The organism is Rhodococcus sp. PvR044, from assembly GCF_040548995.1.
GTDB lineage: Bacteria > Actinomycetota > Actinomycetes > Mycobacteriales > Mycobacteriaceae > Rhodococcus_G > Rhodococcus_G oryzae.
In genome coordinates this window covers 34,143-57,691 of the sequence record NZ_JBEPSX010000014.1, presented here as the reverse complement: position 1 = coordinate 57,691, position 23,549 = coordinate 34,143, and the positions used below count along the sequence as shown (strand labels likewise).

Sequence of the window (23,549 nt, the reverse complement as noted above, 5' to 3'; positions counted from 1 at the left end):
CGGCGTCGACCGGGGCGGCCGCGCCATAGAATCGGCCGGTGAGGCCTTCAGTGAGACCAGTGGATCCGGACGCTATCCGGGAGCAGATCCTGGACGCGGCCAAGGAGTGCGTCATCGAACTGGGGTTCACCTCCCGGCTGCACGCGGCCATCGCGCAACGCGCGGGGCTGTCGCGGCCCACCGTCTACAAGTACGTCGGCGACCAGGACGCGATCTTCGGCGCCTTGTTCCAGCGGGAGATCACCCAATTCTTCGTCGTGCTCGATCCCGTGTTGCGTGGGCAAGAGCGGGACCTGCGGGTCGGGTTCGTCGACGCGATCGTGTTCGCCGTGCAGTACGCGCGTGCGCACCCGCTACTGCAGAAGGGCCTGCGCGACGATCCGCAGGTGGTGCTGCCGTGGTTCACGGTGCAGGCCAAGCCGTTCGTCGAGCTCGGTGCGAACCTGCTCACCCCGCACTTTCAGCGCCTGTTCACCCCCGAGCAGCTCGCGGAGGTCAGCCCGAAGGCGATCTCCGAGTGGGCCTTTCGGATCATCGGGTCGCTGATCGTCACCGAGGGCATCGTGGACACCGCGAAGGAGCAGTCGCTGCGCGAGTTCGTCAGCTCGCTGCTGTCGATCGCGTTCATCCCCGCGCCGGATCCGGAGTTGGTGCGCGGCGCGGGGTGATTCCCGCTCGGCCTTGCCGCTACTTGGGCACGGCCACCGTCAGCAGGAACGCGACGTCCTCGAGTGCCTCGACGCTGTGCCGGGCCGCCGGGATGACCAGCATGTCGCCGGTCGAGCCCTTCCAGGAGTCCTCGCCGCTGATCAGGGCGAGCTTGCCGCTGAGCACCAGCAGGGTGGCCTCGCCGGGGCTGTCGTGCTCGGCCATCACTTCGCCCGCGCTCAGTCCGACGACCGTCTGCCGGAGACTGCGCTGATGGCCCCCGTAGATGGTCTGCGAGCTGCGCCCGCTGGTGGCCGCGGCGGCGAGCTTGAGCTGCTGCCGGGCGACGGCTGTCAATGACTTCTTGTCCATGAAGCGCCTCTCCTCGGGCTTGGAGAATGACCTGCCCTTGGATTATGACGCACCACCGCACCCATAGGGCGTTAGTGACGGAACCGATCAGCCACGGATGTAGGTGCGGAACCGGAACCGCAGTCCGTCCCGCTCCGAGGCCAGCCAGTCGCCGGTCGTCGCGGGCGTCCACTCCTCGCCGATCCTCGGCGCGTAGGCGTCGCCCTCGGTGTCCAGGTCCACCTCGGTCACGAACAGTCGGTCGGCGAACGGCATTGCCGCGGTGTAGATCTCACCGCCGCCCATCACCCAGGTCTCGCCGGGTCCGGCCAGGGCGATGGCGGACTCGACCGAGTGCGCGGCCTCGGCGCCCTCGGCCCGCCAGTCCGGGTCGCGTGTCACCACGATGTTGCGCCTGTCCGTGAGCGGCCGGAACCTGGGTGGCAACGAGTCCCAGGTCTTTCGGCCCATCACCACGGGGTGTCCCGAGGTGACGTCCTTGAAGTAGGCCATGTCCTCGGGAATCCGCCACGGGATCGCGCCGTCGCGGCCGATGACGCCTGCCGGGTTCTGCGCCCAGATCAGTCCGAGCACTAGATCGCCACCGGTGCCTTGATGGCGGGGTGATGGCGGTAGCCGACGATCTCGACGTCCTCGAACTCGTAGTCGAAGATGGAATCGCGGGGCGCGAGCACGAGCTTGGGGTACTCGTACGGCTCGCGGCCGAGCTGCTCGGTCACCTGGTCCACGTGGTTGTCGTAGATGTGGCAGTCGCCGCCGGTCCAGATGAACTCGCCCACCTCGAGCCCGGTCTGCGCGGCGACCATGTGGGTGAGCAACGCATAGCTGGCGATGTTGAACGGCACGCCGAGGAACAGGTCCGCGCTGCGCTGGTACAGCTGGCAGCTGAGCCTGCCGTCGGCGACGTAGAACTGGAAGAAGGCGTGGCACGGCGCGAGCGCCATCTGCGGGATCTCGCCCACGTTCCACGCCGAGACGATCATCCGCCGTGAGTCGGGATCGGTCGTGAGGGTCTCGATGACCTGGGCGATCTGGTCGATGTGCTCGCCGCTGGGCGTGGGCCAGTTCCGCCACTGCACGCCGTACACCGGGCCGAGCTCGCCCTCGGGGGAGGCCCACTCGTCCCAGATCGTGACGCCGCGGTCCTGCAGCCACTTCACGTTCGACTCGCCGCGCAGGAACCAGAGCAGCTCGTAGACGATGGACTTGAGGTGCACCTTCTTGGTGGTGATCAGCGGGAAGCCCTCGGACAGGTCGAACCGCATCTGGTGCCCGAACACGCTGCGGGTGCCGGTGCCGGTGCGGTCCGCCTTCGGGGTACCGGTCTCCATGACGAGTCGCAGCAGGTCTTCGTAGGGCGTGTGCACGGCCGCCAGTTTAGGCGGCTCCGCCACCCGTGAGTCCTTTCGGCCCGCGGGGGGACCGGAAAGACTCACGGGCGATAGCCTGCCGTCATGCGTGAACTTCTCGTGATCGGCATCGGCGCCGGCGACCCCGACCAGGTGACCGTGCAGGCGATCAAGGCGATGAACCGCGCCGAGGTGTTCTTCGTCATCGGCAAGGGTGCCGAGAAGCAGGACCTCGTCGACCTGCGCACCGGGATCCTGGACGAGCACATGCGCGGCGAATACCGGATCGTCGACATCGTGGACCCGCCCCGGGACCGGACCCCCGCGGACTACGGCACCATCGTCGACGACTGGCACGACCGGCGGGCCGCGATCTTCGAGGAGCAGTTCGGTGCCGTCGAGGGCGTCGGCGCCATCCTGGTGTGGGGCGATCCGTCGCTCTACGACAGCACCCTGCGGATTGTCGAGCGGGTGCTCGCCCGGGGCATCGAGACGTTCGAGTACTCGGTGATCCCCGGCGTCACGAGCGTGCAGTCGCTGGCGGCGCAGCACCGCATCGTGCTGAACCGGATCGGCGAGCCCGTCCACATCACGACCGGCCGACGCCTGCGCGACGGCCTGCCCGAGGGCGTGCGGGACGCGGTGGTGATGCTCGACGCCGACTGCAGCTTCACCGAGGTGCCCGGCGACGACGTGCAGATCTGGTGGGGCGCGTACCTGGGCACCGAGGACGAGGTGCTGATCTCCGGGAATCTGCGCGAGGTCGAGGCCGAGATCGTCCGGGTGCGGGCCGAGCTGCGCGAGCGCAAGGGCTGGATCATGGACACCTACCTGCTGCGACTGTGAGCGATTTTCACCCCCGCCGGGGTTAATCGCGCGCACGGGCGGCGTACCCGCCTACCCTGGTCTCATGCCCGAACTGCCCGAGGTAGAGGCCCTGGCACAGTTCCTGCGCACGCATGCCGTCGGCTCCGTGGTGGGCCGGATCGACATCGCGGCGCTGAGCGTGCTCAAGACGTTCGACCCGCCGATCACCGACCTGCAGGGCAAGGACGTGGTCGGAGCCGCCCGGTTCGGCAAGCACCTGGGGATCCGGTGCGGCGACGAGGACGGGCTGTGGCTGATCACCCACCTGTCCCGAGCAGGCTGGCTGCGCTGGGCCGACAACCCGAGCGCGACGCCGCCGAAGCCAGGCGGCAAGAGCCCGCTGGCGTTGCGGGTGCACCTGTTCACCCCCGACGGCGGGACGCCCGCCTTCGACCTCACCGAGGCGGGCACCAAGAAGCGGCTCGCGGTCTGGGTGGTGCGCACCCCCGCCGAGGTGCCGGGGATCGCGAAGCTCGGACCCGACGCGCTCGACATCACCGAGCCGGCCTTCGTCGAGCTGCTGGGCAAGAGCTCGCAGCGGATCAAGACCGTGCTCACCGACCAGTCCGTGCTGGCCGGGATCGGCAACGCGTATTCCGACGAGATCCTGCACCTGGCCAAGCTGTCGCCGTTCGCCACCGCGAACAAGCTGACCGCGGAGGAGGTGGCCACCCTGCACGCGGCGATGCGGGCGGAGCTGACCGACGCCGTTGACCGCTCGGTGGGCCAGGACGCCGCGCGGCTCAAGGGTGAGAAGCGCTCCGGGTTGCGGGTGCACGCCAGGACCGGGATGCCCTGCCCGGTGTGCGGCGACACCGTCCGGGAGGTGTCCTTCGCGGAGCGGTCATTTCAGTACTGCGCGACCTGCCAGACCGGCGGCAAGATCCTCGCCGACCGGCGACTGTCGAGGTTGCTGAAATAGGTTCGCGGCCCCCTCAGCGCCGGTGCCGGTACCCGATCCAGGCCCGGCGCAGGTCGCCCTGCGGGTCGTTCTCGATCCGCGCGGTGGTGTCGACGATCAGCGTCTCGCGCCGCGCCAGGGTGTAGGCGGGCCAGGTGGACCGGGGCGCCCCGTACCGCGCGAAATGCAACCAGTGCGACTGCATGATGGCCGTGGCCTCCCGCAGCCCACGGCGCCCGCCCAGCGCGGTGGCCGCCCGGCCGAGCATCGCCTCGCCTGCCCCGAACACCGCGAGCAGTTCGGTCGCGTGGGTGGCGCCGAAGCCGGCGACGTTCAGCAGCCGCGGGGCGAAGTCGTAGCGATAGCCGAAGGTCGGTGCGGTGGCCGTGTGGGCCTGCGCGACCAGGATCGACGGCTCCCAGAAGGTGGCGTCACCGCCGATCCGCACGGCGGCCCGGCGATCCGGGTAGCCCGGGTAGGCAGCCAGGATGCGGGCCTTGAGCTCGGGGTCCGTCTCGGAGAACATCTTCTCGATCCGGACCGGGTCGGTGGGGATGATGTCGAGGAACCGCGGGAACATCGTGCCCTCACGGGCATTGGTGCCGATGATCAGCGGGACGGCATGCGCGAGGCCCTCGGCGAATGCGTCGAGTGGGTGTCGCGGCAGGAGGTCGCCGTCGACGAGCGGGGCGAACGCCCTGGTGCCGGGCGCCTCGTCGGCGCCGCGCGCGGTGAGGGCGTCGCCCGCGCGGACCAGGGCGTCGGGGTCGGCGGTGGCGAGCGCGAGGGCCGGGTCGTCGGCGGCGCCCAGGATCTCGAGAAACTCGGCCGCCCAGGCCTTGGCGCGGCCGGGTCCGTACGCGGAGGCGGCGGGCGGGCTCTGCGCGATGGCGCGGGCGAACAGGCCCTCGGCCGCGGGCACGCACATCAGGGTGGTCACCGCGTTGGCTCCGGAGGATTCCCCGAACAGCGTGACGTTGTCCGGATCGCCGCCGAACGCGGCGATGTTGCTGCGCACCCACCGCAGCGCCGCGAGTTGATCGCGCAGACCGAGGTTGGAATCGAAAGTTCGCTCGGGGGTGGAGTATTCGCTGAAGTCGAGATAGCCGAGCGCGCCGAGCCGGTAGTTCAGCGACACGTACACGATGTCGCCACGCCGGACCAGCGTGTCGCCCCGGTAGAGCCCGGTGGCCGTGGATCCGCCGCTGTACGCGCCGCCGTGGATGAACACCATCACGGGCCGCGGGGCGGAACTCCGCGCGGCGGGCGCGAGCACGTTCATGGTCAGGCAGTCCTCGTCGGTGCGGGTCCCGAGCCGCTCGGCTCGCCCGGACTGGGGAGCGGCCGGGCCGAAGTCCAGCGCGTCGCGCACCCCTGGCCACGGCGCGACAGGCCGCGGGGCCCGCAGCCGGAGGTCGCCCACCGGTGGTGCGGCGTAGGGGATCGCGCGCCAGGACCTGAGCCCGTCGTGTTCCCGGCCGCGGACCGGACCCGCGTCGGTGGAGACGGTCAACGGGTCAGCCACGCCGGGCCTCGAGCAGCCGCAGCCATACCTCGCTGACCGTCGGGTACGACGGCACTGCGTGCCACAGTGACTCCATCGGCACCGCGCCGACCACCGCGACGGTGGCCGCGTGGACCAACTCCGCCACCTCTGTTCCCACGAACGTCGCGCCAACAAGGATGTCGGTGCCGCGATCGATCACCAGCTTCGCCCGACCGGCGAAATCGTCTCGCGCCAGCGATGATCCGGCCACCGCGATGTCGACCTCGACGGTCTCGACATCGATGCCGTCCGCGCGGGCTGCGCGTTCGGTGCGGCCGACGGACGCGACCTCGGGGGAGGTGAACACCACCTGTGGCACCTGGGCGTGGTCCGCGCTCGCGGTGAACCTCGCCCCGTCCAGCGCCCGGCCCTCCGCCCGCGCGGAGATCACGTCGCCGCACACCCGGCCCTGGTACTTGCCCATGTGCGTGAGCGCCGCGCGGCCGTTGACGTCGCCGACCGCGTAGAGCCATCCGCCGGGCACGCCCACGACGGCGAGATGGTCGTCGGTGGGCGTGCGCCCGTCCGTCAGCCCCACCGCGGCGAGGCCGAGACCGGAGGTGGCGGGGTGCCGTCCGGCCGCGACGATCACCTCGTCGACGGTGATCTCGCCCCGTTCCCGGCCGTCGAGGGTGATGGTCACCTGTCCGCCGTGGATCCGGCCGACGCCGGTGTCGCGCGGCTGCTCGCGGCGCACGGCGCCGGGGCTGGTGCCGAACAGCACGCTGGCACCCGACGCCCGCAGGGACTCGGCGACGAGGTCGCCCGCGAACGGCTCGGCGGACGCGAGCAGCGCCGATCCGCGGACGATCACGGTCAGCTCGCGTACCCCGAGGGCCAGCAGCCACGTCGCGCATTCGGTGGCGACCACCCCGCCACCGATGATGGCGACCCGCTCGGGCACCTCCCGAAGGTTGGTGGCGTCCCGGGAGATCCACGGCAGCGCCTCGCGCAGCCCGGGCACGGGCGGTATCGAGGCGAGGGTGCCGGTGGCGAGCACCACCGCGTGCCGCGCCCGCAACGTCCGGGTCGGGGGATCGCCGTGGCCGCCGGTCGCGAGTTCGACGGTGCGTTCGCCGGTGAGGGCGGCGGACCCGTGGATCACGTCGACGCCCACCGACGCGGCCCACTTCCGCTGGCCGGAATCGTCGTGGTGACTGGTGAATTCGTCGCGACGGGCGAACACAGCGCGGCGGTCCAGCGTCGCCTCGCCGATGGTCTCGCGGACGCCGGGCATGGCGCGGGCCGCCCCCAGCACCTCGGCCGGCCGCAGCAGGGCCTTGCTGGGCATGCAGGCCCAGTAGGAGCATTCGCCGCCCAGCAGTTCGTGTTCGATGATCGCGGCGCTCCGATCCGAACCTGCGATGGCATAGGCGGCGGCGTTCTCGCCCGCCGGCCCACCGCCGATCACGATGACGTCGTACTCGTCCGTCGATGTGGCCATGGTTCCCACCGTAGAGCGGTCAGCGGCGGCGGGCGAGACATTCGCGGGGCGGCGCATCACGGTTCCGCAATGCTTGCGCTGCGCATTTCGACCGGCCGATACTCCAAGGTGGGATTTTTCGTTCGAGAGACACCCTCGGGCAGGAGGGGCGCTATGAGCACCGAACCCGGCGCCGCCGCCGCTGACCATGCGGCGACGGTCGGCGCCCTCTACGCCGCGTTCGCGCGTGGCGACATCCGTGCGGTCCTCGGCATGCTCGCCGAGGACGTGCGCTGGGAGGACTGGGCCGACAACTTCGCGCAACGCGCCGACGTGCCGTGGCTGCGTCGGCGGGGCGGCCGCGAGGGCGCGGCCGAGTTCTTCGGGATCGTGGGCGGATTCGACATCGGCGAGTTCGCGGTCCTGTCGATCATGGCGGGCGAGAGCCAGGTGGCCGCGGAGATCAGCATCGACGCCGTGGTTCCTGGTGGGGGCCACTACCGCGACGAGGAGTTGCACCTGTGGTCCTTCGACGGGACGGGGAAGATCTCGCGGATGCGGCACTACGTGGACACCGCGAAGCACATCGCGGCCGCGGGCGGCGTCGACACCGCGTCGCGTGTGGTGAACGGATCGTCAACCGAGGGTTGACGACCGAAGGTTGTCAACCTAGGGTTGACGCATGGCGAATCCGACGAAGATGACGAACCCCGTCCGCCTCGACGACCTGATCGAGGGAATCAAGAAGGCGCACACCGATGCGCTCGACCAGTTGTCCGACGCGGTCATCGCGGCCGACCACCTCGGGGAGGTGGCCGACCACCTGATCGGTCACTTCGTCGACCAGGCTCGCCGGTCCGGGGCGTCCTGGAAGGACATCGGCGCCAGCATGGGCGTCAGCAAGCAGGCCGCGCAGAAGCGCTTCGTGCCGAAGGGCGAATCGCCGGACCTGGATCCGAGTCAGGGCTTCAGCCGGTTCACCCCCCGGGCCAAGAACGTGGTGATGGCGGCGCAGAACGAGGCCCGCGCCGCGGGAAACGGCCAGATCTGTCCCGCGCACCTGGTGCTCGGTCTGCTCACCGAGCCCGAGGGCATCGGTGCGGCGCAGATCGTCGCGCAGGGCGTCACGCTCGATGCGGCCCGTGCCGCCGCGACGGCGTCCCTGCCCGCGCCTGCCGGGGAGTTGCCTGAACTCATCCCGTTCGACGCGCAGGCCAAGAAGGCGCTCGAGCTCACCTTCCGGGCGGCACTCCGATTGGGGCACAACTACATCGGCACCGAGCACATCCTGCTCGCCCTACTCGAACTCGAGGACGGCTCGGGTGTGCTCACCGGCCTCGGCCTCGACAGGGCGACCATCGAGGCCGAGGTCGGTGCCGCGGTGGCCGCGATGGCCGCCGCAGCTGAGCGGGAGTGACCGCCGGATAGTGGCCCGGTGGGCGACGGGTCAGGGGCGCCTGCGGGCGCGCAGGACCGCGTCGTGGATGGTGACCTCGCGGCCGTCGGGATCCGTCGTCGTGCGTGCCCTGGCCTCGGCCGCGACGATGTCCCACTTGTCGGGGTCGAGCGAGCCAGCGAGCTCCTCCGCGGTGAAGAACAGCTCCGGCACCGGCGGCCGCGGCACGGTGGTCTGCAGGTCGGACGGGTGGTGCCCGACGATGAGCAGGCTCCCGCCCGGCGCGACGGCCGCCGCCAGCCGGGCGTACAGGACCGTGCGCTGCGGCTCCGGCAGGTGCATGAAGTGTGCGGTGACGAGGTCGAAGCGGCCCTCGACCGGCTCGGCGGTCAGATCGGCGTGCACCCAGTTCAGCCGGTGCACCACGTCCGCGCCGAGGGCCTCGGCGCGTGCGGCCGCCCGCTCCAGCGCCGTGGTCGAGAAGTCCACCGCGGTCACCCGCCAGCCGCGTTCGGCCAGCCAATGTGCGTCGGCCCCCTCGCCCGCGCCGACGTCGAGTGCGGTACCCGGCGTCAGCTCGGCGGCCTCGGTGACGAGGTGGGGGTTCGGGCTACCGCTCCAGACCCCGGACCTCGAGCGGTATCGCTCCTCCCAGGCCCGCTCGTCGAATCCGTTCATCGGGCCACCCGGCGCCGGGTCCTCCGAGTGCGCGTGGGCGGTCACCGCGAGACGGGTGTCCTCCGCGATGAGATCGGCATTGATGGCCGCGCCCGCGTTCAGCCCCGCAGCGGCCGCCACGATCACCTGGGCCTTGAGGTCGGAGACGTTGCCCGCCGCCCAGACCCCCTTGACCGCGGTGGCGCCCATCGGATCGGCGGCGATGTAGCTGCCGATCACGTGCCCGGCCATCTCCTGCTCGGTGGGCTCGAGGCCGAGCTCGCCCAGGAATCCGGCACGGGCCTCGAAGCGCGGGGCGACCACGATCGCGTCGCGCGACACGAGCTCGCCGGTGCGCAGGCGGACCCCGGTGAACCGGTCGTCGTCGACCTCCAGGCAGGCGACCTCGCCGCGGACGACCACGATGCCGCGGGCGTCGAACTGCTCGAGCTCCTCGGCGCCGGGCTCGGCCGCGGTGTGCAGGAACACGGTGATGTCCGCGCTCCACTGCCGCCACATCAGCGCCTGGTGCACGGCCATCGGGCCGGTGGCCAGGATCCCGATCGCCCGGTCGCGGACCTCCCAGCCGTGGCAGTACGGGCAGTGCAGCACCTCGCGACCCCAGCGCTCGGCGACGCCAGGCACGTCCGGCAGTTCGTCCACCAGGCCCGTTGCCACCAGCAGCCTGCGGGCCGACACGCCCGCGCCGTCGGCGAGTTCCACGCGGAAGCCCTCTCCGTCCGCCGCCCGGGCCGAGGACACGGTGCCGCTGACGAAATCGGCGCCGTACCCCTGGGCCTCGGCCCGGCCGGCCGCCAGCAGCTCGGCGGGCGGAGTGCCCTCGCGGGTCAGGTAGTTGTGCGCGTGTGCCGCGGGAGCGTTGCGGGGCTCGCCCGCATCGATCACCAGTACCGAGCGCCGCGCGCGGGCCAGCGCCACCGCCCCGCTGAGCCCGGCCGCACCGCCGCCGACGATCACCACGTCGTACTTCTTCTCCACCGTCGTCTCCTCCGTTTCGTTCGCCTCGTCCTCGCACTCTCCGTCCCGAGGGACGAATCCCGCAAGCTGTGTTGCGAAAGTGGCAAAATGGGTGCATGGCCGACGACCCGCACGCCCTCGACGACGTCCTCGACGCGGTCGGACCGCGGCTGCGGGCGATTCGCAAGCAGCGGGGCGCGACGCTGGCGCAGCTCGCCGAGAGCACCGGGATCTCGGTGAGCACGCTCTCGCGGCTCGAATCCGGGCAGCGCAGGCCAACCCTCGAATTGCTGCTCCCGCTGGCCCGCGCGCACCAGCTGCCCCTCGACGAACTCGTCGACGCGCCCGCGACCGGCGACCCGCGGATCCACCCCCGCCCGATCAGCCGCAACGGCGTCACGATCATCCCGCTGACCCGCAGGCCGGGCGGGATCCAGGCCTTCAAACACGTCTTCCCGCCGGGCACTCCGTCCGTGGAGCCCCGGCTGCTGACGCACGAGGGCTACGAGTGGCTCTACGTCCTGTCCGGTCGGGTGCGGATGGTGCTCGGCGAGCACGACGTGACCCTGATGCCGGGCGAGGTGGCGGAGTTCGACACCCGCGTCCCGCACTGGTTCGGCAACCCCGGTCCCGAGCCCGCTGAGATCCTGAGCCTGTTCGGGCCGCAGGGGGAGCGGGCGCACGTGCGCACCCGGCGATGACCCCGACGCGGCGCTAGGCTCGTCCGCTGTGACCTCCACGGCGAAGACGCGAACCACGATCCTGATCACCGGCGCCAGTTCCGGGCTGGGCGCGGAGATGGCGCGCCAGTTCGCTTCCAAGGGGCGCGATCTCGCGCTGTGTGCCCGCCGCCTCGATCGGCTCGAGGAACTGCGCGCGGAACTGCTCGCCGCGCACCCGTCGATCAGGGTCGCGGTCCGGACCCTCGACGTCAACGATCACCGCGCGGTGTCCCGCGTGTTCGGCGAACTCGACGATGAGCTGGGCGGGCTCGATCGGATCGTCGTCAACGCCGGGCTCGGCAAGGGCGCACCGATCGGCACCGGCAAGCCCGAGGCGAATCTGGAGACCGCGCAGACGAACTTCCTCGGTGCGCTCGCGCAGGCGGAGGCCGCGATGGAGTTGTTCCGCGCCCGCGGCGCAGGCCATCTGGTGCTGGTGTCCTCGATGAGCGCGGTGCGGGGACTGCCGAAGGCGCAGACCGCCTACTCGGCGAGCAAGGCGGCGGTGTCCGCGATCGGGGAGGGGCTCGCCGCGGAACTCTCGCGCAGCCCGATCGCCGTCACCACCATCCTGCCCGGCTACATCCGGACCCCGATCAACGAGAAGGTGGCCAAGACGCCGCTGATGGCGGACACCGTCGCCGGCGTGCGGTCGATGGTGAAGGCGATCGAGCGGGAGCCGCGGCGGGCCGTTGTTCCCGGCTGGCCGTGGCGTCCGATCGACCTGGCGTTGCGGGTCCTGCCGCAGCGGCTGACCGGCCGGTTCCTGTGATCGCTACGGTGCCGGTGGCTACTGCAGATAGCCCTCGACCTGGCCTGCGGGGCTGACCGGCACCTCGTCCGGCGGGAGGCCGGCGTCTATGCGGGCCCGGCGCTGGCGCAACAGGTCCCAGCACTGGTCGAGGGTCTCCTCGATGGCGGCGAGCTGCTTCTGCTCCTGCTCGGGATCGAGGTCGCCCGCCTCGGTCTTCGCGCGCAGTTGGTGCTCGGTGTCGACGAGTCGGCGGATGCTCGCGAGGATGTCCTGTTCGCTCATCAGTGAACTCCACTCCTAGGGGACTGCGGGTTCCGCGATCCACCATAGGCCGGTTCCGGGCCCACTGTCCGGGCCCGGAGACTAGCGGCGCCGACGGAGCCGCCCGAGCACGGACGTCTCGGTGCCCCGTCCCGCCGCCCCTGCGATGAGCGCGAGCTCGGCCTGGTCGGTGATCTTCTCGCGGATGCGGCCCCGTTCGGTGCCGCGGCTGCGTTCGGCTTCGTCGATCAGCTTCCAGCCCTCGCGGTCGATCACCGCAGCCTGCCGCTCCCGCACCAGTCGGTTCAGCGCGGTCGCGTTCGACCCTGGCTCGCGCAGCCGACCCGTGTTGAAATCGTCGACGAGCCGGGTCACGGTCTCCTGTGCGCAGGACTTGTTCGTGCCGATGAACCCGGTCGGCCCGCGCTTGATCCAGCCGGTGGCGTACGCGCCCGCGAGCACGGATCCGCCCGGTCCGTCGAGGACACGTCCGTCGGTATTGGGGATCACTCCGGCCGAACGATCGAACGGCACCCCCGCGATCGGCACCCCGCGATAGCCGATCGAGGTGAGGAGGAGTCCGGCCTCGAGTCGTTCCGTCTCGCCGGTCGGTTCGACCCGCACGCTGCCGTCCTCCCCGACGGTCAGCGCGTTGCGGGCGAACTCGACGCCGGTGACCCGGTCGTCGCCGCTGATCGCGGTCGGGGACAACAGGTAACGCAGCGAGATCCGCCGCCGAACCTGTCCCGGCTCGCTCTCGAGGCGGGCGGACCGGAGCAGCGCCAGCTTCTGCGCCACCGCGTGCGAGAGCTCCCCGTCACGAGCCAGGCGCTCGGTCGTCGGATCGAGCACCATCTCGTCGGGGCGGACCACCACGTCGGCGTCGGGGGCGTCGAGAAGGCCGGTGAACTCGGGAACCGTGAAGGCGGACTGGGCGATTCCGCGGCGCGCGACGATCACGACCTCCTCGATCCGGCTGCCGCGCAGCGCCTCGAGGGCGGTGGGGGCGATGTCGGTGGCGGCCAGGCGGTCGGGGTCCGCGGTCAGTATCCGCGCGACATCGAGCGCGACATTGCCGTTTCCGATGATGACGGCCCGTCGGTGGGACAGGTCGAAGCGATCGTCGGCGTGGTCGGGATGGCCGTTGTACCAGGCCACCAGGTTCGTCGCGGAGGTCGAGCCGGGGAGGTCCTCGCCGGGGATCCCGAGGCCGCGGTCGGTCGAGGCGCCGACCGCGTAGATCACGGCGTGGTGATGCGCGAGCAGTTCGTCGTGGGTCAGGTGTTCGCCGATCTCCACGTTCAGGAAGTACGCGAATCCCGGCTGGGCGGCGATCTTGTCGTACAACCGGGAGACCTGCTTGGTCTTCTGGTGATCGGGTGCGACACCCGCGCGGACCAGGCCGTGCGGCACAGGAAGTCGGTCGAAGACGTTGACGTGCACCCCGGGCTGGGTGAGCAGCTCGTCGGCGGCGTACATCGCGGCCGGGCCCGCCCCGACGATCGCCACCCGCAGCGGGCCCCGGTCGCGGCGGACCTCCGGCGCGGGCACCACGGGCGCAAGCACCGGCCGGGGGCGCGGCTCCTTGTAGAAGTCCGCGTTGATCGTCAGGAACGGCTGCTGGGACTCCGTGAGCTTCGAGTGCGGGACGATCGCGTCCACCGGGCACGCGGAGATGCAGGCACCGCAGTCGACGCACGAGGCCGGGTCGATGTGCAGCATCTCCGCGGTCAGGAAGTCGGGCTCGTCCGGTGTCGGGTGGATGCAGTTGACGGGGCAGGCGTACACGCAGGACGCGTCGCTGCAGCAGGATTGGGTGACGACATGGGGCATCGCGAAACAGCTTCCGATCTGGGGGTCTGGTCAGGCGGCGCTGCGGACCGGCTCGCTGCGGTAGCGCGAGCTCTTGCCGTCGATCTTCAGGCCCTTCCAGACCAGGCGCGCCGCGGGGTTCATCAGCCCGCTGTCGGTGGCCAGCATCCGCACGTCCGCGAAGTAGTCACGCAGGGTCTGGCGCGCCTCGGGGGTGCCCCAGAACAGGTCCCTCTTGACCTGCTTCGGGATGTCGAACTCGCGCCAGAACTGCTTCGGCGGGATGACGATGACGTCGCACAGGATGCGCATGATGAGCGGCATCGCGAGCGAGGCGAAGAACCGTCCCACCTTGGACATCTTCGGGACGCGCCGACGCAGGAACTGGTGCGCGAAGGAGATGTGCCTGGCCTCCTCGGCGACGTGAATCGCCATGACACCCTTCATGATCGGGTGGATGACGCCGTCCTCGCGCAGCACGGCCTTCTGGATGTGGTCGATCGGTTCCTCGCCCGCGAGGACGCCCATGAAGAAGATCACCGGCAGCGTCGAGCCGGCCAGCGGGAGGAACGGCGAGACGAAGCGCATCAGCGGCCCCATGCCGGGGGTGTCCTTGCCGATCCGGTTGACCATCTCCTGGAACATCAGGGTGTGGTTGCACTCCTCGATGGTCTCGTGGGTGCAGTAGCGGGCCTCCGGGGAGCCGTTCTCCAGCGAGAACACGTACTGCATCATCCCGCGGATCAGGATGTTCTCGAACTGCAGGCCGACCTTGGCGACATTGGCCTGCCGCCACATGCCGATCTCGATCTGCTTCTCCAGGGGCAGCGCCTGGTACCACGGATGGCTGCCGAGGGGGTCGCTCTCCTTCTGGAGGACCCACCGGGGATCGTTCGGGATCACCGCGAACTCGGGGGAATCCCAGTCGATGTCCTCGAAGGGATCGAAGTGCTTGTGCACCGAGGCTTCCGACAGCATCGTCAGGGACTCGTCGTACCGGGCCTGATCGGATCGATCGGTCGCTGTCGTCAGTGTCATGGCTACTCCCGCTGTCGCTGTCGTTGCTGAGGCGATCGCGCACGGCATCGTCTCTTCGGTGCGGCGTTCCGGCCGCGGTGTCTCGATGTTCAGGTAACTGTAACCGCGAGTCGCATGCAAATCCAGGCCTTGGGCCAATTCGATCGCGGCGGCAGGAAAAATCGCTCAGTCCCAGCTCAGAAACCTGGCGCATACTGGTTTCAGCAGACCCGCCACATCGGCGGCCCATCCGTGGAGCACCATCATGGTTCCGAGCATGCAGTGGCACACCTGGGGTAGTGAGGTGGAAATCCAGGTGACCGAGGGGGCCGCGCTCGGCGCTGCGGCCGACATCGCCGCGGCCACGCTCGATGAGGTCCGCGCGGCCTGCGACCTCACCCGTGGCGATGCCGAGATCCATGCCGTCAACCTCTCCCAGGGCATGCCGGTCAAGATCAGCCGACGCCTCACCGCACTGATCCGGGCGGCGCTGTGGGCGGCCCGGATGACCGGGGGCGCCGTCGATCCGCTCTCCCGCGACGCGGCGGACCCGTGCCGGGTGCCTCCCATTCATCCCGAGAGCACGTTCGAGGACATTCGACTGGACGGTGACACGGTTTTCGCCCCGTTCGGGGTCTACCTCGACCTGACCGACACCGCGAAGGCGGGCATCGCGGATCGGGTTGCCCAAACCGCCGCGGGCACACTCGAGTGCGGAGTCCTGGTCCGGATCGGTGACACCATCTCGACCGCAGGGCACTGCCCGATCGGGGGATGGCAGGTGGAGATCGGGGCAGGCGCGCCGATCGAGGTGCTCACCGGGAAGGCGCTGTCCTCAGCACGTTCCGCGGTCCTGGCGGAATGGGACGCGGACGGCGGACTGGACGGCGTCACGGTGATCACCGAGGACAGTCTCTGGGCCTATGCGGCGGCCGCCGCCGCCGTGAGCCGGGGAGTGGCCGCGTTGCGCTGGCTCGACGAGAACGAACTCGCCGCCCGCGTCGCGTACCGACGGGGCGCGGTGCGCATCACCGACGCGTGGACGCACCTGCTGCCCCACGGTCACGTCGCCTAGGCGAGCGCGGGGGAACTCAGACCGCGCGTCCCCTCCTGCTGCGGTACCACCGAACCAGGGTGTCGGTGGACGAATCGGCTTGCTCCGCAGGGGCTTCGGGGTTGGTGAGGATCGGGCCGAGTTCGAGTGCCTGGGTCTTGCCCAGCTCGACGCCCCACTGGTCGAAGGAATCGATGCCGAACACGACACCCTCGACGAAGACCTGGTGCTCGTACAGCGCGATCAGCTGGCCGAGCGCCGAGGGGGTGATCCGGGGCGCGAGGATCGTCGTCGACGGCCGGTTGCCGGGCATCACCTTGTGCGGCACCAGTTCCGGTGCGGTGCCCTCCGCCGCGATCTCCTCTGCGGTCTTCCCGAACGCCAGGACCTTGGTCTGCGCGAACAGATTGCTCATCAGGATGTCGTGCATGCTGCCGGTGCCGTCGAGCGTCGGCAGATCATCGGTTGGCTCGGCGAATCCGATGAAGTCGGCGGGGGAGAGCCTCGTGCCCTGGTGCAGCAACTGGTAGAACGCGTGCTGGCCGTTGGTGCCCGGCTCGCCCCAGAAGATCTCCCCGGTCGGGGTGGTCACGGGGGACCCGTCGGCGCGCACCGACTTGCCGTTCGACTCCATGGTGAGCTGCTGCAGGTAGGCCGCGAACCGGCCGAGATCGTTCGAGTAGGGCAGCACCGCACGTGAATCCGAGTCGAAGAAGCTCGAGTACCAGAGTCCGATGAGGCCGAGTAGCACCGGCGCGTTGCTCTCGAGCGGGGCGGTCGCGAAATGCCGGTCGATGGTGTGGAAGCCCTCGAGGAACTCGCCGAATCCTTCCTTGCCGATCACACACATCAGCGACAGCCCGATGGCCGAGTCCACGGAATAGCGTCCGCCGACCCAGTCCCAGAAGCCGAACATGTTGTCGGTGTCGATGCCGAACTCGGACACCCGCTCGGCGTGGGTGGACACGGCGACGAAATGCTTGGCGACGGCGTCCTCGCCGAGCGCCGCGGTGAGCCAGCGCCTGGCCGCCGTTGCGTTGGTGAGGGTCTCGAGGGTGGAGAAGGTCTTCGAGGCGACGATGAACAGCGTGGTCGCCGGGTCGAGACCGGCCAGCTTGCTCACCAGATCGGCGGGATCGATGTTGGAGACGAACCGGGCCGCGATGCCGGCGTCCGCGTAGTGCCGCAGCGCCCGGTACGCCATCACCGGACCCAGATCGGATCCGCCGATGCCGATGTTGACCACGGTCGTGATGCGTTCGCCGGTGGCGCCACGCCAGTCGCCCGAGCGCAGCCGATCGGTGAAGCGCCCCATCCGTTCGAGCACCTCGTGGACGTCGGCGACCACGTCCTGGCCGTCGACCACAAGGGCAGCGTCGGCTGGTAGTCGCAGTGCCGTGTGCAGTACGGCGCGGTCCTCGGAGGTGTTGATGTGCTCGCCCCGGAACATCGCGTCCCGACGCTCCTCGACCCCGGCCGCGCGGGCCAGTTCGATCAGCAATCGCAGGGTCTCGCGTTCGACCCGGTGCTTGCTGTAGTCGATGTAGAGATCGCCTGCCGTCACCGTGAGCTCGCTGCCGCGCTTGGGGTCCTCGACGAAGATCTCGCGCAGGTGTCGCGTCCCGACCTCGTCGTGGTGCGCGCGAAGCTCCTGCCAGGCGGCCGTGGCGGTGATGTCGAGACTCATACGTCGAGACTAGTGGGGGAGAACCTGCGGCGCTCAGCGCTTCCCGGTGCGGGTGCTCCTTGATCGATCGTGTCCGGCGGTTCGCCGAGTGTGCACCTACAGTCGGGACCACTCGGCCGACGCAACGGGATCTGCACACTCGACGGGGCCTTCCAATAGTCGCGCGGGCGGGCAGTATGGAGCCATGGACGAGCGAACTCTGATCGAGTCGATTCCCACGAAGCTCTGGATCGGCGGCAAACAGGTGGACGCGGCCGGCGGCGCGACGTTCACGGTGGTCAACCCCGCGACCGGCGAGCCCCTCACCGAGGTTGCGGACGCCAGCCCAGCCGACGGCCTGCTTGCTCTCGACGCGGCGGCGGCCGCCCAGCGCGAGTGGGCGGCCACCCCGGCGCGCAAGCGCGGCGAGATCCTGCGGGCCGTGTTCGAGGCGATCACCGCCCGCGCCGACGACTTCGCCCTGTTGATGACGCTGGAGATGGGTAAGGTGCTGGCCGAGAGCAAGGGCGAGGTGGCCTACGGCGCCGAATTCTTCCGTTGGTTCAGCGAGGAGGCGGTGCGGATCGCCGGCCGCTACACCCACGCGCCCGCGGGCACCGGCCGGATCCTGGTAGGCAAGGCCCCGGTCGGGCCGTGCCTGGCGATCACCCCGTGGAACTTCCCGCTGGCGATGGGGACCCGCAAGATCGGGCCCGCCCTCGCCGCAGGCTGCACGATGATCGTCAAGCCCGCCGCCGAGACGCCGCTGACCATGCTGTTGCTCGGACAGCTCATCGCCGACGCCGGGCTGCCCGACGGCGTGCTGTCGGTGCTGCCGACCTCGAACGCGGGCGCGCTGACCGGGCCGCTGATCGACGATCCGCGGCTGCGCAAGCTCACCTTCACCGGGTCCACCGGAGTCGGGCGCAAGCTGATCGAGCAGTCCGCGAAGGGGCTGCTGCGCACCTCGATGGAGCTCGGCGGGAACGCGCCCTTCGTCGTGTTCGACGACGCCGATCTGGACGCCGCGGTGGACGGGGCGATGCTGGCCAAGCTGCGCAACGGCGGCGAGGCCTGCACCGCGGCGAACCGGTTCCACGTGCAGAACTCCGTCCGCGAGGAGTTCAGTGCCAGGCTGACCGAGCGGATGCGGTCGATGACCCTCGGGCCGGGCACGGACCCGGATTCGAAGCTCGGACCCCTGATCAACCCCGCCCAGCTCGACACCGTCAGCGAGCTGGTGCGGGACGCGATCGCGGTGGGGGCGCAGGTGCGACTCGGCGGTCAGGCGCCGGGCGGGCCCGGCTACTTCTACCCGGCGACGGTGCTGGCGGACGTGCCCGTCGAGGCCCGAATCCTGCGCGAAGAGGTGTTCGGTCCGGTCGCCGCGATCGCCGGGTTCGACACCGAGGAGGAGGGCATCGCCGCCGCCAACGACACCGAATACGGGCTGGCCGCCTACATCTACACGCAGAGCCTGGATCGGGCGCTGCGGGTGGCGGAGGCGCTCGAGACCGGGATGGTCGGCGTGAACAGGGGAGTGATCTCCGACGCCGCCGCGCCGTTCGGGGGCGTCAAGTCCTCCGGGTTCGGACGCGAGGGCGGCAGCGAGGGCATCGAGGAGTACCTGGAGACCAAGTACATCGCCCTGCAGTAGCGGCGGGCTCGGGTCCTACCGGCAGAGCCGGCCGGGTCCTACTGGCCGAGCCGGCCGCGGCCGAGGCGCAGCAGCAGCATCGCCAGGGTGTGACCCTCCTGGCCGAGGTCGCTGAAGCGCTCGAGGACCTTCATCTCGCGGCTGTGCACGAGGCGCGGGCCGCCGGAGGCCATCCTGGTGCGGCCGATGATCTGGGAGACCTCGCTGCGGCGCTTGATCGCGGCGAGGATCTCGGCGTCCAGTCGGTCGATCTCCAGTCGGAGCTCCTCGATCTCGGCCTCGCTGGTGGGGAGGTCGGGGTCGGTGGCATCCGATGGAACTGAGCCGCCCATGTGTATTTCTCCTCGTGTCAGATCAGGAATCACAGTTTGCCACGGGTGTGAGGGGCTGACCATCGGCGGGGGCGCGGGCCGGTCCGGGGGCGCCGCTGTCGGTGCGCGGCGGTAGCGTTGACAGACGATGAACACTTTCTCAGCAGCAGCTCAAGCGGGTACCCGCACCCCTTCGGCGGCCCTCCTCGAGGGGCTCAACCCGCAGCAGCGCGAGGCAGTGGTGCACGCCGGTTCGCCGCTGCTGATCGTGGCGGGCGCGGGCTCGGGGAAGACCGCGGTGCTGACGCGTCGGATCGCGTACCTGCTCGCCGAGCGGGACGTCGCGCCCGGTCAGGTCCTTGCCATCACGTTCACCAACAAGGCCGCCGCGGAGATGCGCGAGCGCGTGGCGCACCTCGTCGGGCCCAGGGCCAACAACATGTGGGTCTCGACGTTCCATTCGAGCTGCGTGCGGATCCTGCGGATGCAGGCCGCGCTGCTGCCGGGACTGAACTCCAACTTCACCATCTACGACGCGGACGATTCGCGCCGGCTGCTGACGATGATCTCGAAGGACCTGGAGATCGACGCGAAGCGGTACTCCGCGCGGCTGCTGGCCACGCACATCTCGAACCTCAAGAACGAGCTGATCGACCCGGAGCGGGCCGCGGCGGACGCCGACAAGGATCCGAACGAGCTGGTCCGGCTGGTCGCGAAGGTGTACGGCCACTACCAGGCTCGACTGCGCGCGGCCAACGCGATGGACTTCGACGACCTGATCGGCGAGACCGTCGCGCTGCTGCAGAACTTCCCGCAGGTGGCCGAGTACTACCGGCGCCGGTTCCGGCACGTGCTGGTCGACGAGTACCAGGACACCAACCATGCGCAGTACGTGCTGGTGCGCGAGCTGGTCGGAGGGATCGCGGACAACGGGTCCCTGGTCCCGCCAGCCGAGCTGTGCGTGGTCGGCGACGCGGACCAGTCGATCTATGCGTTCCGCGGCGCCACCATCCGCAACATCGAGGAGTTCGAGCGCGACTACCCCGACGCCAGGACCATCCTGCTCGAACAGAACTACCGATCCACCCAGAACATCCTGTCGGCAGCGAACGCGGTGATCTCCCGCAACACGGGCAGGCGCGAGAAGCGGCTGTGGACCGAGTCCGGCGAGGGCGAGCTGATCACCGGCTACGTTGCCGACAACGAGCATGACGAGGCCTACTTCGTCGCCTCCGAGATCGACAAGCTGGTGGACGCGGGCGACGCGAAGTTCGGTGAGGTCGCGGTGTTCTACCGCACCAACAACTCGTCCCGGGCGCTGGAGGAGATCTTCATCCGCCTCGGCCTGCCGTACAAGGTGGTCGGCGGCGTCCGGTTCTACGAGCGCAAGGAGGTTCGCGACGTGGTCGCGTACCTGCGGGTGCTGCAGAACCCCGACGACACGGTCAGCCTGCGCCGGATCCTCAACACCCCGCGCCGCGGCATCGGCGACCGGGCCGAGGCATGCGTGGCCGTGCACTCGGAGCAGCGCGGCGTCGGCTTCGCGCAGGCACTGCGGGACGCGGCGGACGGCGTGGTGCCGCTGCTGAACACCCGCTCGCAGAAGGCGATCTCGGCGTTCCTCGAGATGATGGACGACATCCGCGAGACGTTGCAGCCCGACGACACCGGGCTGATCGACATCGGCGAGGTGGTCGAGGCCGTGCTCGACCGGACCCGCTACCGGGCGGAGCTCGAGGCGAGCAGCGATCCGCAGGACGGCGCGCGACTGGACAACCTCAACGAGTTGGTCAGCGTGGCGCAGGAATTCAGCTCCGACGCGCGCAACGCCGCGGGCGTGGAGACGGAGATCGACGAGAGCCTCGAGGGCGCGCTTGCGGCCGCGGCCGACGGGGATCTCGACCCCACCGAGGGCGAGCCGGACCCGGGCTCGCTCGCCGCGTTCCTCGAACGGGTTTCGCTGGTGGCCGATTCCGACCAGCTGCCCGACAACGGCGACGGCGTGGTGACCCTGATGACCCTGCACACCGCGAAGGGCCTCGAATTCCCGGTGGTCTTCGTGACCGGCTGGGAGGACGGCCAGTTTCCGCACATGCGCGCGCTCGGCGACCCCGCGGAGCTGTCCGAGGAACGCAGGCTGGCCTACGTCGGCATCACCAGGGCCCGCCATCGGCTGTACCTCACCCGCGCGATCATGCGCTCGGCGTGGGGGCAGCCGATCACCAACCCGGAATCACGATTCCTGCAGGAGATCCCGTCCGACCTGCTGCACTGGCGGCGGGAGGATCCGGGTACCGGCGCAGGCGGCGCGATCGGGGGCGGGCGTCCCCGCGGCGGTCAGGGCTACGGCGGTGGCGGCGGCTTCGGCGGCGGTCAGGGTTACGGCGGGTCGGGCAACGCCACACCGAGCTTCGGTGCCGCCCGGTCGCGCAACAACCATCTGGTGCTCGCCGTCGGCGATCGCGTCAGCCACGACAAGTACGGTCTCGGAACGGTTTTGGAGACCAAGGGCAGCGGGCCGACGGCGACGGTCACCGTCGACTTCGGCTCCGCGGGCAAGGTGCGCCTGATGCTCATCGGAGGCGTCCCGATGGTCAAGCTCTAGTCCCAAGGGGCAAGCCCCGAGCGGACAGCGGCGCTAGGAGGAACTCCCCAACGGCGACGGGATGGCGTCGAACTGCAGTGTGGTCGTGGCCGGGTCGCCGCCGGGCGCGTCGAAGGTGAAGACCGCGACGTACCGTCCGGGTTCGTTGACCCGGGTGGCCACGGTCGCCCCGCCGAGGGTCAGGGGGACGGTGAGGGTCCGGTCGTCGCCGTCCGGTTCGGTGATGTGGACCAGGACCGGGGTTGTCGCGTCCGCGCCTGCCGGGACGGGGCTGACGGCCATGGCGAGCGTCACCAGGTTGTCCGAGTACACGGTTCCGATCGGTGGCATGGCGGTGATCTGATAGGTGGCGGCCGCTGCGGTGGGCGCCAGTGCGAGCGAGACTGCGCCGGTGAGAGCGGCGGCGGCGACGGATCCTCGGGTGTAGTTCACGCGAACCCCTTGCTACGTAGACGTCAACGGAGTCTGGCGCACCGAAGGCTAATGCAGGCAGCGCCGTTCCGCCGGACGAATGCCGGGGTGAGGGTCGTTCCTAGTCGCGCTCGACGCCGAGGCTGATGCCGCGGGTCGCGAGCCAGGGGAGCGGATCGATCTTGTTCTCGCCGCCCAGGTGCACCTCGAAGTGCAGGTGCGGTCCGGTGGAGAAGCCGCGGTTGCCCATCCGTGCGATCTGATCGCCCGCCATGACCTTCTGGCCGACCGAGACGTTGGACGAGTCGATGTGGCCGTAGACGGTGACGGTGCCGTCGGCGTGCCGCAGTCGCACCCACATGCCGAAGCCCTGCGCGGGCCCGGAGTCGATGACCTCGCCGTCGGCGACCGCGTAGATCGGGGTGCCGATGGCGTTCGCGATGTCGACGCCTGCGTGCAGTGTGCCCCACCGGGCGCCGTAGCCGGAGGTGTAGGAGCCGACGGCGGGCAGTACGAAGAGGGGGCGACGGGCGGCGGCCTCGCGGGCGGCACGCTCCTCGCTGAACCGCTGGCCCTTGGCGAGCAGGTTCGAGAACTGGCTGAGGTCCGTCGGGGCTGCGATGTTGAGGACCTGCGGAGCCTGGGAGCCCGTGTTCGCGGCCGTGTCGGCGGCGAACTGGGCGGCCTGCGGCTCGGCGGTGGCGGCGGTGCCCGTGGAGCTCTCGTCCGCGGCCAGATTGAGCTCGGCGGTATCGGTGCTGCTGGGGCCGCTCAGGCCGGCCTGGCCCGCGGCGACGACGGCGCCTGCTGCGACCGCGATGACTGCGGCGCGGCCTTTGAGGGCGGTGGGGGGAGCGGGGATCCGGTGTGCTCCACCGCGGCGAGCGGGAGCTGCGAGGTCCGAATCGAAAGAGGTGTCGAGCTGGTCCAGCGGGGCGGAGCGGTAGTTCGTGGAGCGCGGTGTTCCGAGATTCGCGGAGCCGATGTAACGATCCGGCACGCGATGCGAATAAGTCTGCGTGGTCTCGTTGTCGCCTGCGTATTCGAAGCTCGATCTACTGGGTTCAACCGGGGCCTCGTAGCGAGGCTCTACGGCGTGACCTGCGGAAATCGAATAAACCGTCGTTGCGGCCTCGGTGGCC

The 23,549-nt window shown here is 70.2% G+C and carries 23 protein-coding genes and 1 pseudogene; 10 read left to right on the top strand and 14 right to left on the bottom strand.

Annotated features, from left to right (window positions below; translation table 11 throughout):
* The first annotated feature begins 50 nt into the window (after window positions 1–50).
* Window positions 51–668, top strand: coding sequence for a TetR/AcrR family transcriptional regulator (locus ABIC28_RS24455; protein WP_373560296.1), 618 nt, complete (start codon window positions 51–53; stop codon window positions 666–668).
* A gap of 19 nt (window positions 669–687) precedes the next feature.
* Here the strand turns inward: ABIC28_RS24455 and ABIC28_RS24450 are convergent, their stop codons facing one another.
* From ABIC28_RS24450 to ABIC28_RS24440, 3 genes are all read right to left on the bottom strand, one after another.
* A complete protein-coding gene (locus ABIC28_RS24450) occupies window positions 688–1,020 on the bottom strand; it encodes a cupin domain-containing protein (protein ID WP_027500871.1) in 333 nt (110 codons plus the stop codon).
* An 87-nt stretch (window positions 1,021–1,107) separates the two neighbouring features.
* On the bottom strand, window positions 1,108–1,593 hold the full coding sequence (locus tag ABIC28_RS24445; RefSeq protein ID WP_097213949.1) for a dihydrofolate reductase: 486 nt from the start codon (window positions 1,591–1,593) through the stop codon (window positions 1,108–1,110).
* Window positions 1,593–2,351 (bottom strand): thymidylate synthase, encoded by a 759-nt coding sequence (locus ABIC28_RS24440; protein ID WP_245221699.1) that lies wholly within the window; start codon window positions 2,349–2,351, stop codon window positions 1,593–1,595. The genes ABIC28_RS24445 and ABIC28_RS24440 overlap by 1 nt, the downstream gene beginning before the upstream one ends.
* A 123-nt stretch (window positions 2,352–2,474) precedes the next feature.
* Between ABIC28_RS24440 and cobF the strand changes: the two genes are divergently transcribed.
* Window positions 2,475–3,215: a precorrin-6A synthase (deacetylating) gene (cobF, locus tag ABIC28_RS24435; protein ID WP_354581260.1), complete on the top strand. Its 741-nt coding sequence runs from the start codon at window positions 2,475–2,477 to the stop codon at window positions 3,213–3,215.
* A 64-nt stretch (window positions 3,216–3,279) separates the two neighbouring features.
* Entirely contained in the window at window positions 3,280–4,158 is an 879-nt protein-coding gene (locus tag ABIC28_RS24430; protein WP_097213951.1) for an Fpg/Nei family DNA glycosylase, read from the top strand.
* 13 nt (window positions 4,159–4,171) lie between these two features.
* On the opposite strand, the gene ABIC28_RS24425 is transcribed toward ABIC28_RS24430, so the two are convergent.
* Together ABIC28_RS24425 and ABIC28_RS24420 are read right to left on the bottom strand one after the other, a co-directional pair.
* Window positions 4,172–5,662, bottom strand: a complete 1,491-nt coding sequence (locus ABIC28_RS24425; RefSeq protein WP_354581258.1) for a carboxylesterase/lipase family protein — start codon at window positions 5,660–5,662, stop codon at window positions 4,172–4,174.
* Complete coding sequence (locus ABIC28_RS24420) at window positions 5,655–7,127, bottom strand: dihydrolipoyl dehydrogenase family protein (protein ID WP_354581256.1); 1,473 nt, start codon at window positions 7,125–7,127, stop codon at window positions 5,655–5,657. The genes ABIC28_RS24425 and ABIC28_RS24420 overlap by 8 nt, the downstream gene beginning before the upstream one ends.
* 153 nt (window positions 7,128–7,280) lie before the next feature.
* Between ABIC28_RS24420 and ABIC28_RS24415 the strand changes: the two genes are divergently transcribed.
* Window positions 7,281–7,757, top strand: a complete 477-nt coding sequence (locus ABIC28_RS24415; RefSeq protein WP_354581254.1) for a nuclear transport factor 2 family protein — start codon at window positions 7,281–7,283, stop codon at window positions 7,755–7,757.
* Between the two features lie 31 nt (window positions 7,758–7,788).
* Window positions 7,789–8,523 (top strand): Clp protease N-terminal domain-containing protein, encoded by a 735-nt coding sequence (locus ABIC28_RS24410; protein WP_097213955.1) that lies wholly within the window; start codon window positions 7,789–7,791, stop codon window positions 8,521–8,523.
* A gap of 30 nt (window positions 8,524–8,553) precedes the next feature.
* Here ABIC28_RS24410 and ABIC28_RS24405 read toward each other — a convergent pair whose 3' ends face one another.
* Window positions 8,554–9,180 carry a class I SAM-dependent methyltransferase gene (locus ABIC28_RS24405; protein WP_245221696.1) on the bottom strand — a complete coding sequence of 209 codons (627 nt, stop codon included), beginning with the start codon at window positions 9,178–9,180 and terminating at the stop codon, window positions 8,554–8,556.
* Between the two features lie 42 nt (window positions 9,181–9,222).
* A pseudogene (locus tag ABIC28_RS24400) lies at window positions 9,223–10,158 on the bottom strand (NAD(P)/FAD-dependent oxidoreductase); the annotation flags it as partial.
* 95 nt (window positions 10,159–10,253) lie between these two features.
* Here ABIC28_RS24400 and ABIC28_RS24395 point away from each other — a divergent pair.
* Window positions 10,254–10,838, top strand: coding sequence for a helix-turn-helix domain-containing protein (locus tag ABIC28_RS24395; RefSeq protein WP_209927420.1), 585 nt, complete (start codon window positions 10,254–10,256; stop codon window positions 10,836–10,838).
* 28 nt (window positions 10,839–10,866) lie between these two features.
* On the top strand, window positions 10,867–11,631 hold the full coding sequence (locus ABIC28_RS24390; protein ID WP_209927418.1) for an SDR family oxidoreductase: 765 nt from the start codon (window positions 10,867–10,869) through the stop codon (window positions 11,629–11,631).
* Between the two features lie 18 nt (window positions 11,632–11,649).
* Here the strand turns inward: ABIC28_RS24390 and ABIC28_RS24385 are convergent, their stop codons facing one another.
* The 3 genes from ABIC28_RS24385 to ABIC28_RS24375 form a co-directional block, all read right to left on the bottom strand.
* Window positions 11,650–11,895 carry a DUF2630 family protein gene (locus tag ABIC28_RS24385; RefSeq protein ID WP_097213959.1) on the bottom strand — a complete coding sequence of 82 codons (246 nt, stop codon included), beginning with the start codon at window positions 11,893–11,895 and terminating at the stop codon, window positions 11,650–11,652.
* Between the two features lie 81 nt (window positions 11,896–11,976).
* Window positions 11,977–13,707, bottom strand: a complete 1,731-nt coding sequence (locus ABIC28_RS24380) for an FAD-dependent oxidoreductase (protein ID WP_354581250.1) — start codon at window positions 13,705–13,707, stop codon at window positions 11,977–11,979.
* 30 nt (window positions 13,708–13,737) lie between these two features.
* Window positions 13,738–14,724 carry an AurF N-oxygenase family protein gene (locus tag ABIC28_RS24375; protein WP_354581248.1) on the bottom strand — a complete coding sequence of 329 codons (987 nt, stop codon included), beginning with the start codon at window positions 14,722–14,724 and terminating at the stop codon, window positions 13,738–13,740.
* A gap of 244 nt (window positions 14,725–14,968) precedes the next feature.
* On the opposite strand from ABIC28_RS24375, the gene ABIC28_RS24370 reads away from it, so the two are divergent.
* The gene (locus ABIC28_RS24370; protein ID WP_354581246.1) at window positions 14,969–15,778 is read left to right on the top strand and encodes an FAD:protein FMN transferase; all 810 of its coding nucleotides are present in this window, start codon (window positions 14,969–14,971) and stop codon (window positions 15,776–15,778) included.
* Window positions 15,779–15,794: 16 nt separating this feature from the next.
* Here the strand turns inward: ABIC28_RS24370 and pgi are convergent, their stop codons facing one another.
* Window positions 15,795–17,444, bottom strand: a complete 1,650-nt coding sequence (gene pgi, locus ABIC28_RS24365) for a glucose-6-phosphate isomerase (RefSeq protein ID WP_209927409.1) — start codon at window positions 17,442–17,444, stop codon at window positions 15,795–15,797.
* 184 nt (window positions 17,445–17,628) lie between these two features.
* Here pgi and ABIC28_RS24360 point away from each other — a divergent pair, with 184 nt between their 5' ends.
* Entirely contained in the window at window positions 17,629–19,080 is a 1,452-nt protein-coding gene (locus ABIC28_RS24360; RefSeq protein ID WP_209927408.1) for an NAD-dependent succinate-semialdehyde dehydrogenase, read from the top strand.
* Window positions 19,081–19,118: 38 nt separating this feature from the next.
* On the opposite strand, the gene ABIC28_RS24355 is transcribed toward ABIC28_RS24360, so the two are convergent.
* Entirely contained in the window at window positions 19,119–19,412 is a 294-nt protein-coding gene (locus tag ABIC28_RS24355; RefSeq protein ID WP_077042663.1) for a chorismate mutase, read from the bottom strand.
* Between the two features lie 127 nt (window positions 19,413–19,539).
* Here ABIC28_RS24355 and pcrA point away from each other — a divergent pair, with 127 nt between their 5' ends.
* Window positions 19,540–21,996 carry a DNA helicase PcrA gene (pcrA, locus tag ABIC28_RS24350; protein WP_097213965.1) on the top strand — a complete coding sequence of 819 codons (2,457 nt, stop codon included), beginning with the start codon at window positions 19,540–19,542 and terminating at the stop codon, window positions 21,994–21,996.
* 33 nt (window positions 21,997–22,029) lie between these two features.
* Here pcrA and ABIC28_RS24345 read toward each other — a convergent pair whose 3' ends face one another.
* On the bottom strand, window positions 22,030–22,428 hold the full coding sequence (locus ABIC28_RS24345; protein WP_209927407.1) for a hypothetical protein: 399 nt from the start codon (window positions 22,426–22,428) through the stop codon (window positions 22,030–22,032).
* A 100-nt stretch (window positions 22,429–22,528) separates the two neighbouring features.
* Window positions 22,529–23,407, bottom strand: coding sequence for a M23 family metallopeptidase (locus ABIC28_RS24340; protein ID WP_097213967.1), 879 nt, complete (start codon window positions 23,405–23,407; stop codon window positions 22,529–22,531).
* Window positions 23,408–23,549: the final 142 nt, after the last annotated feature.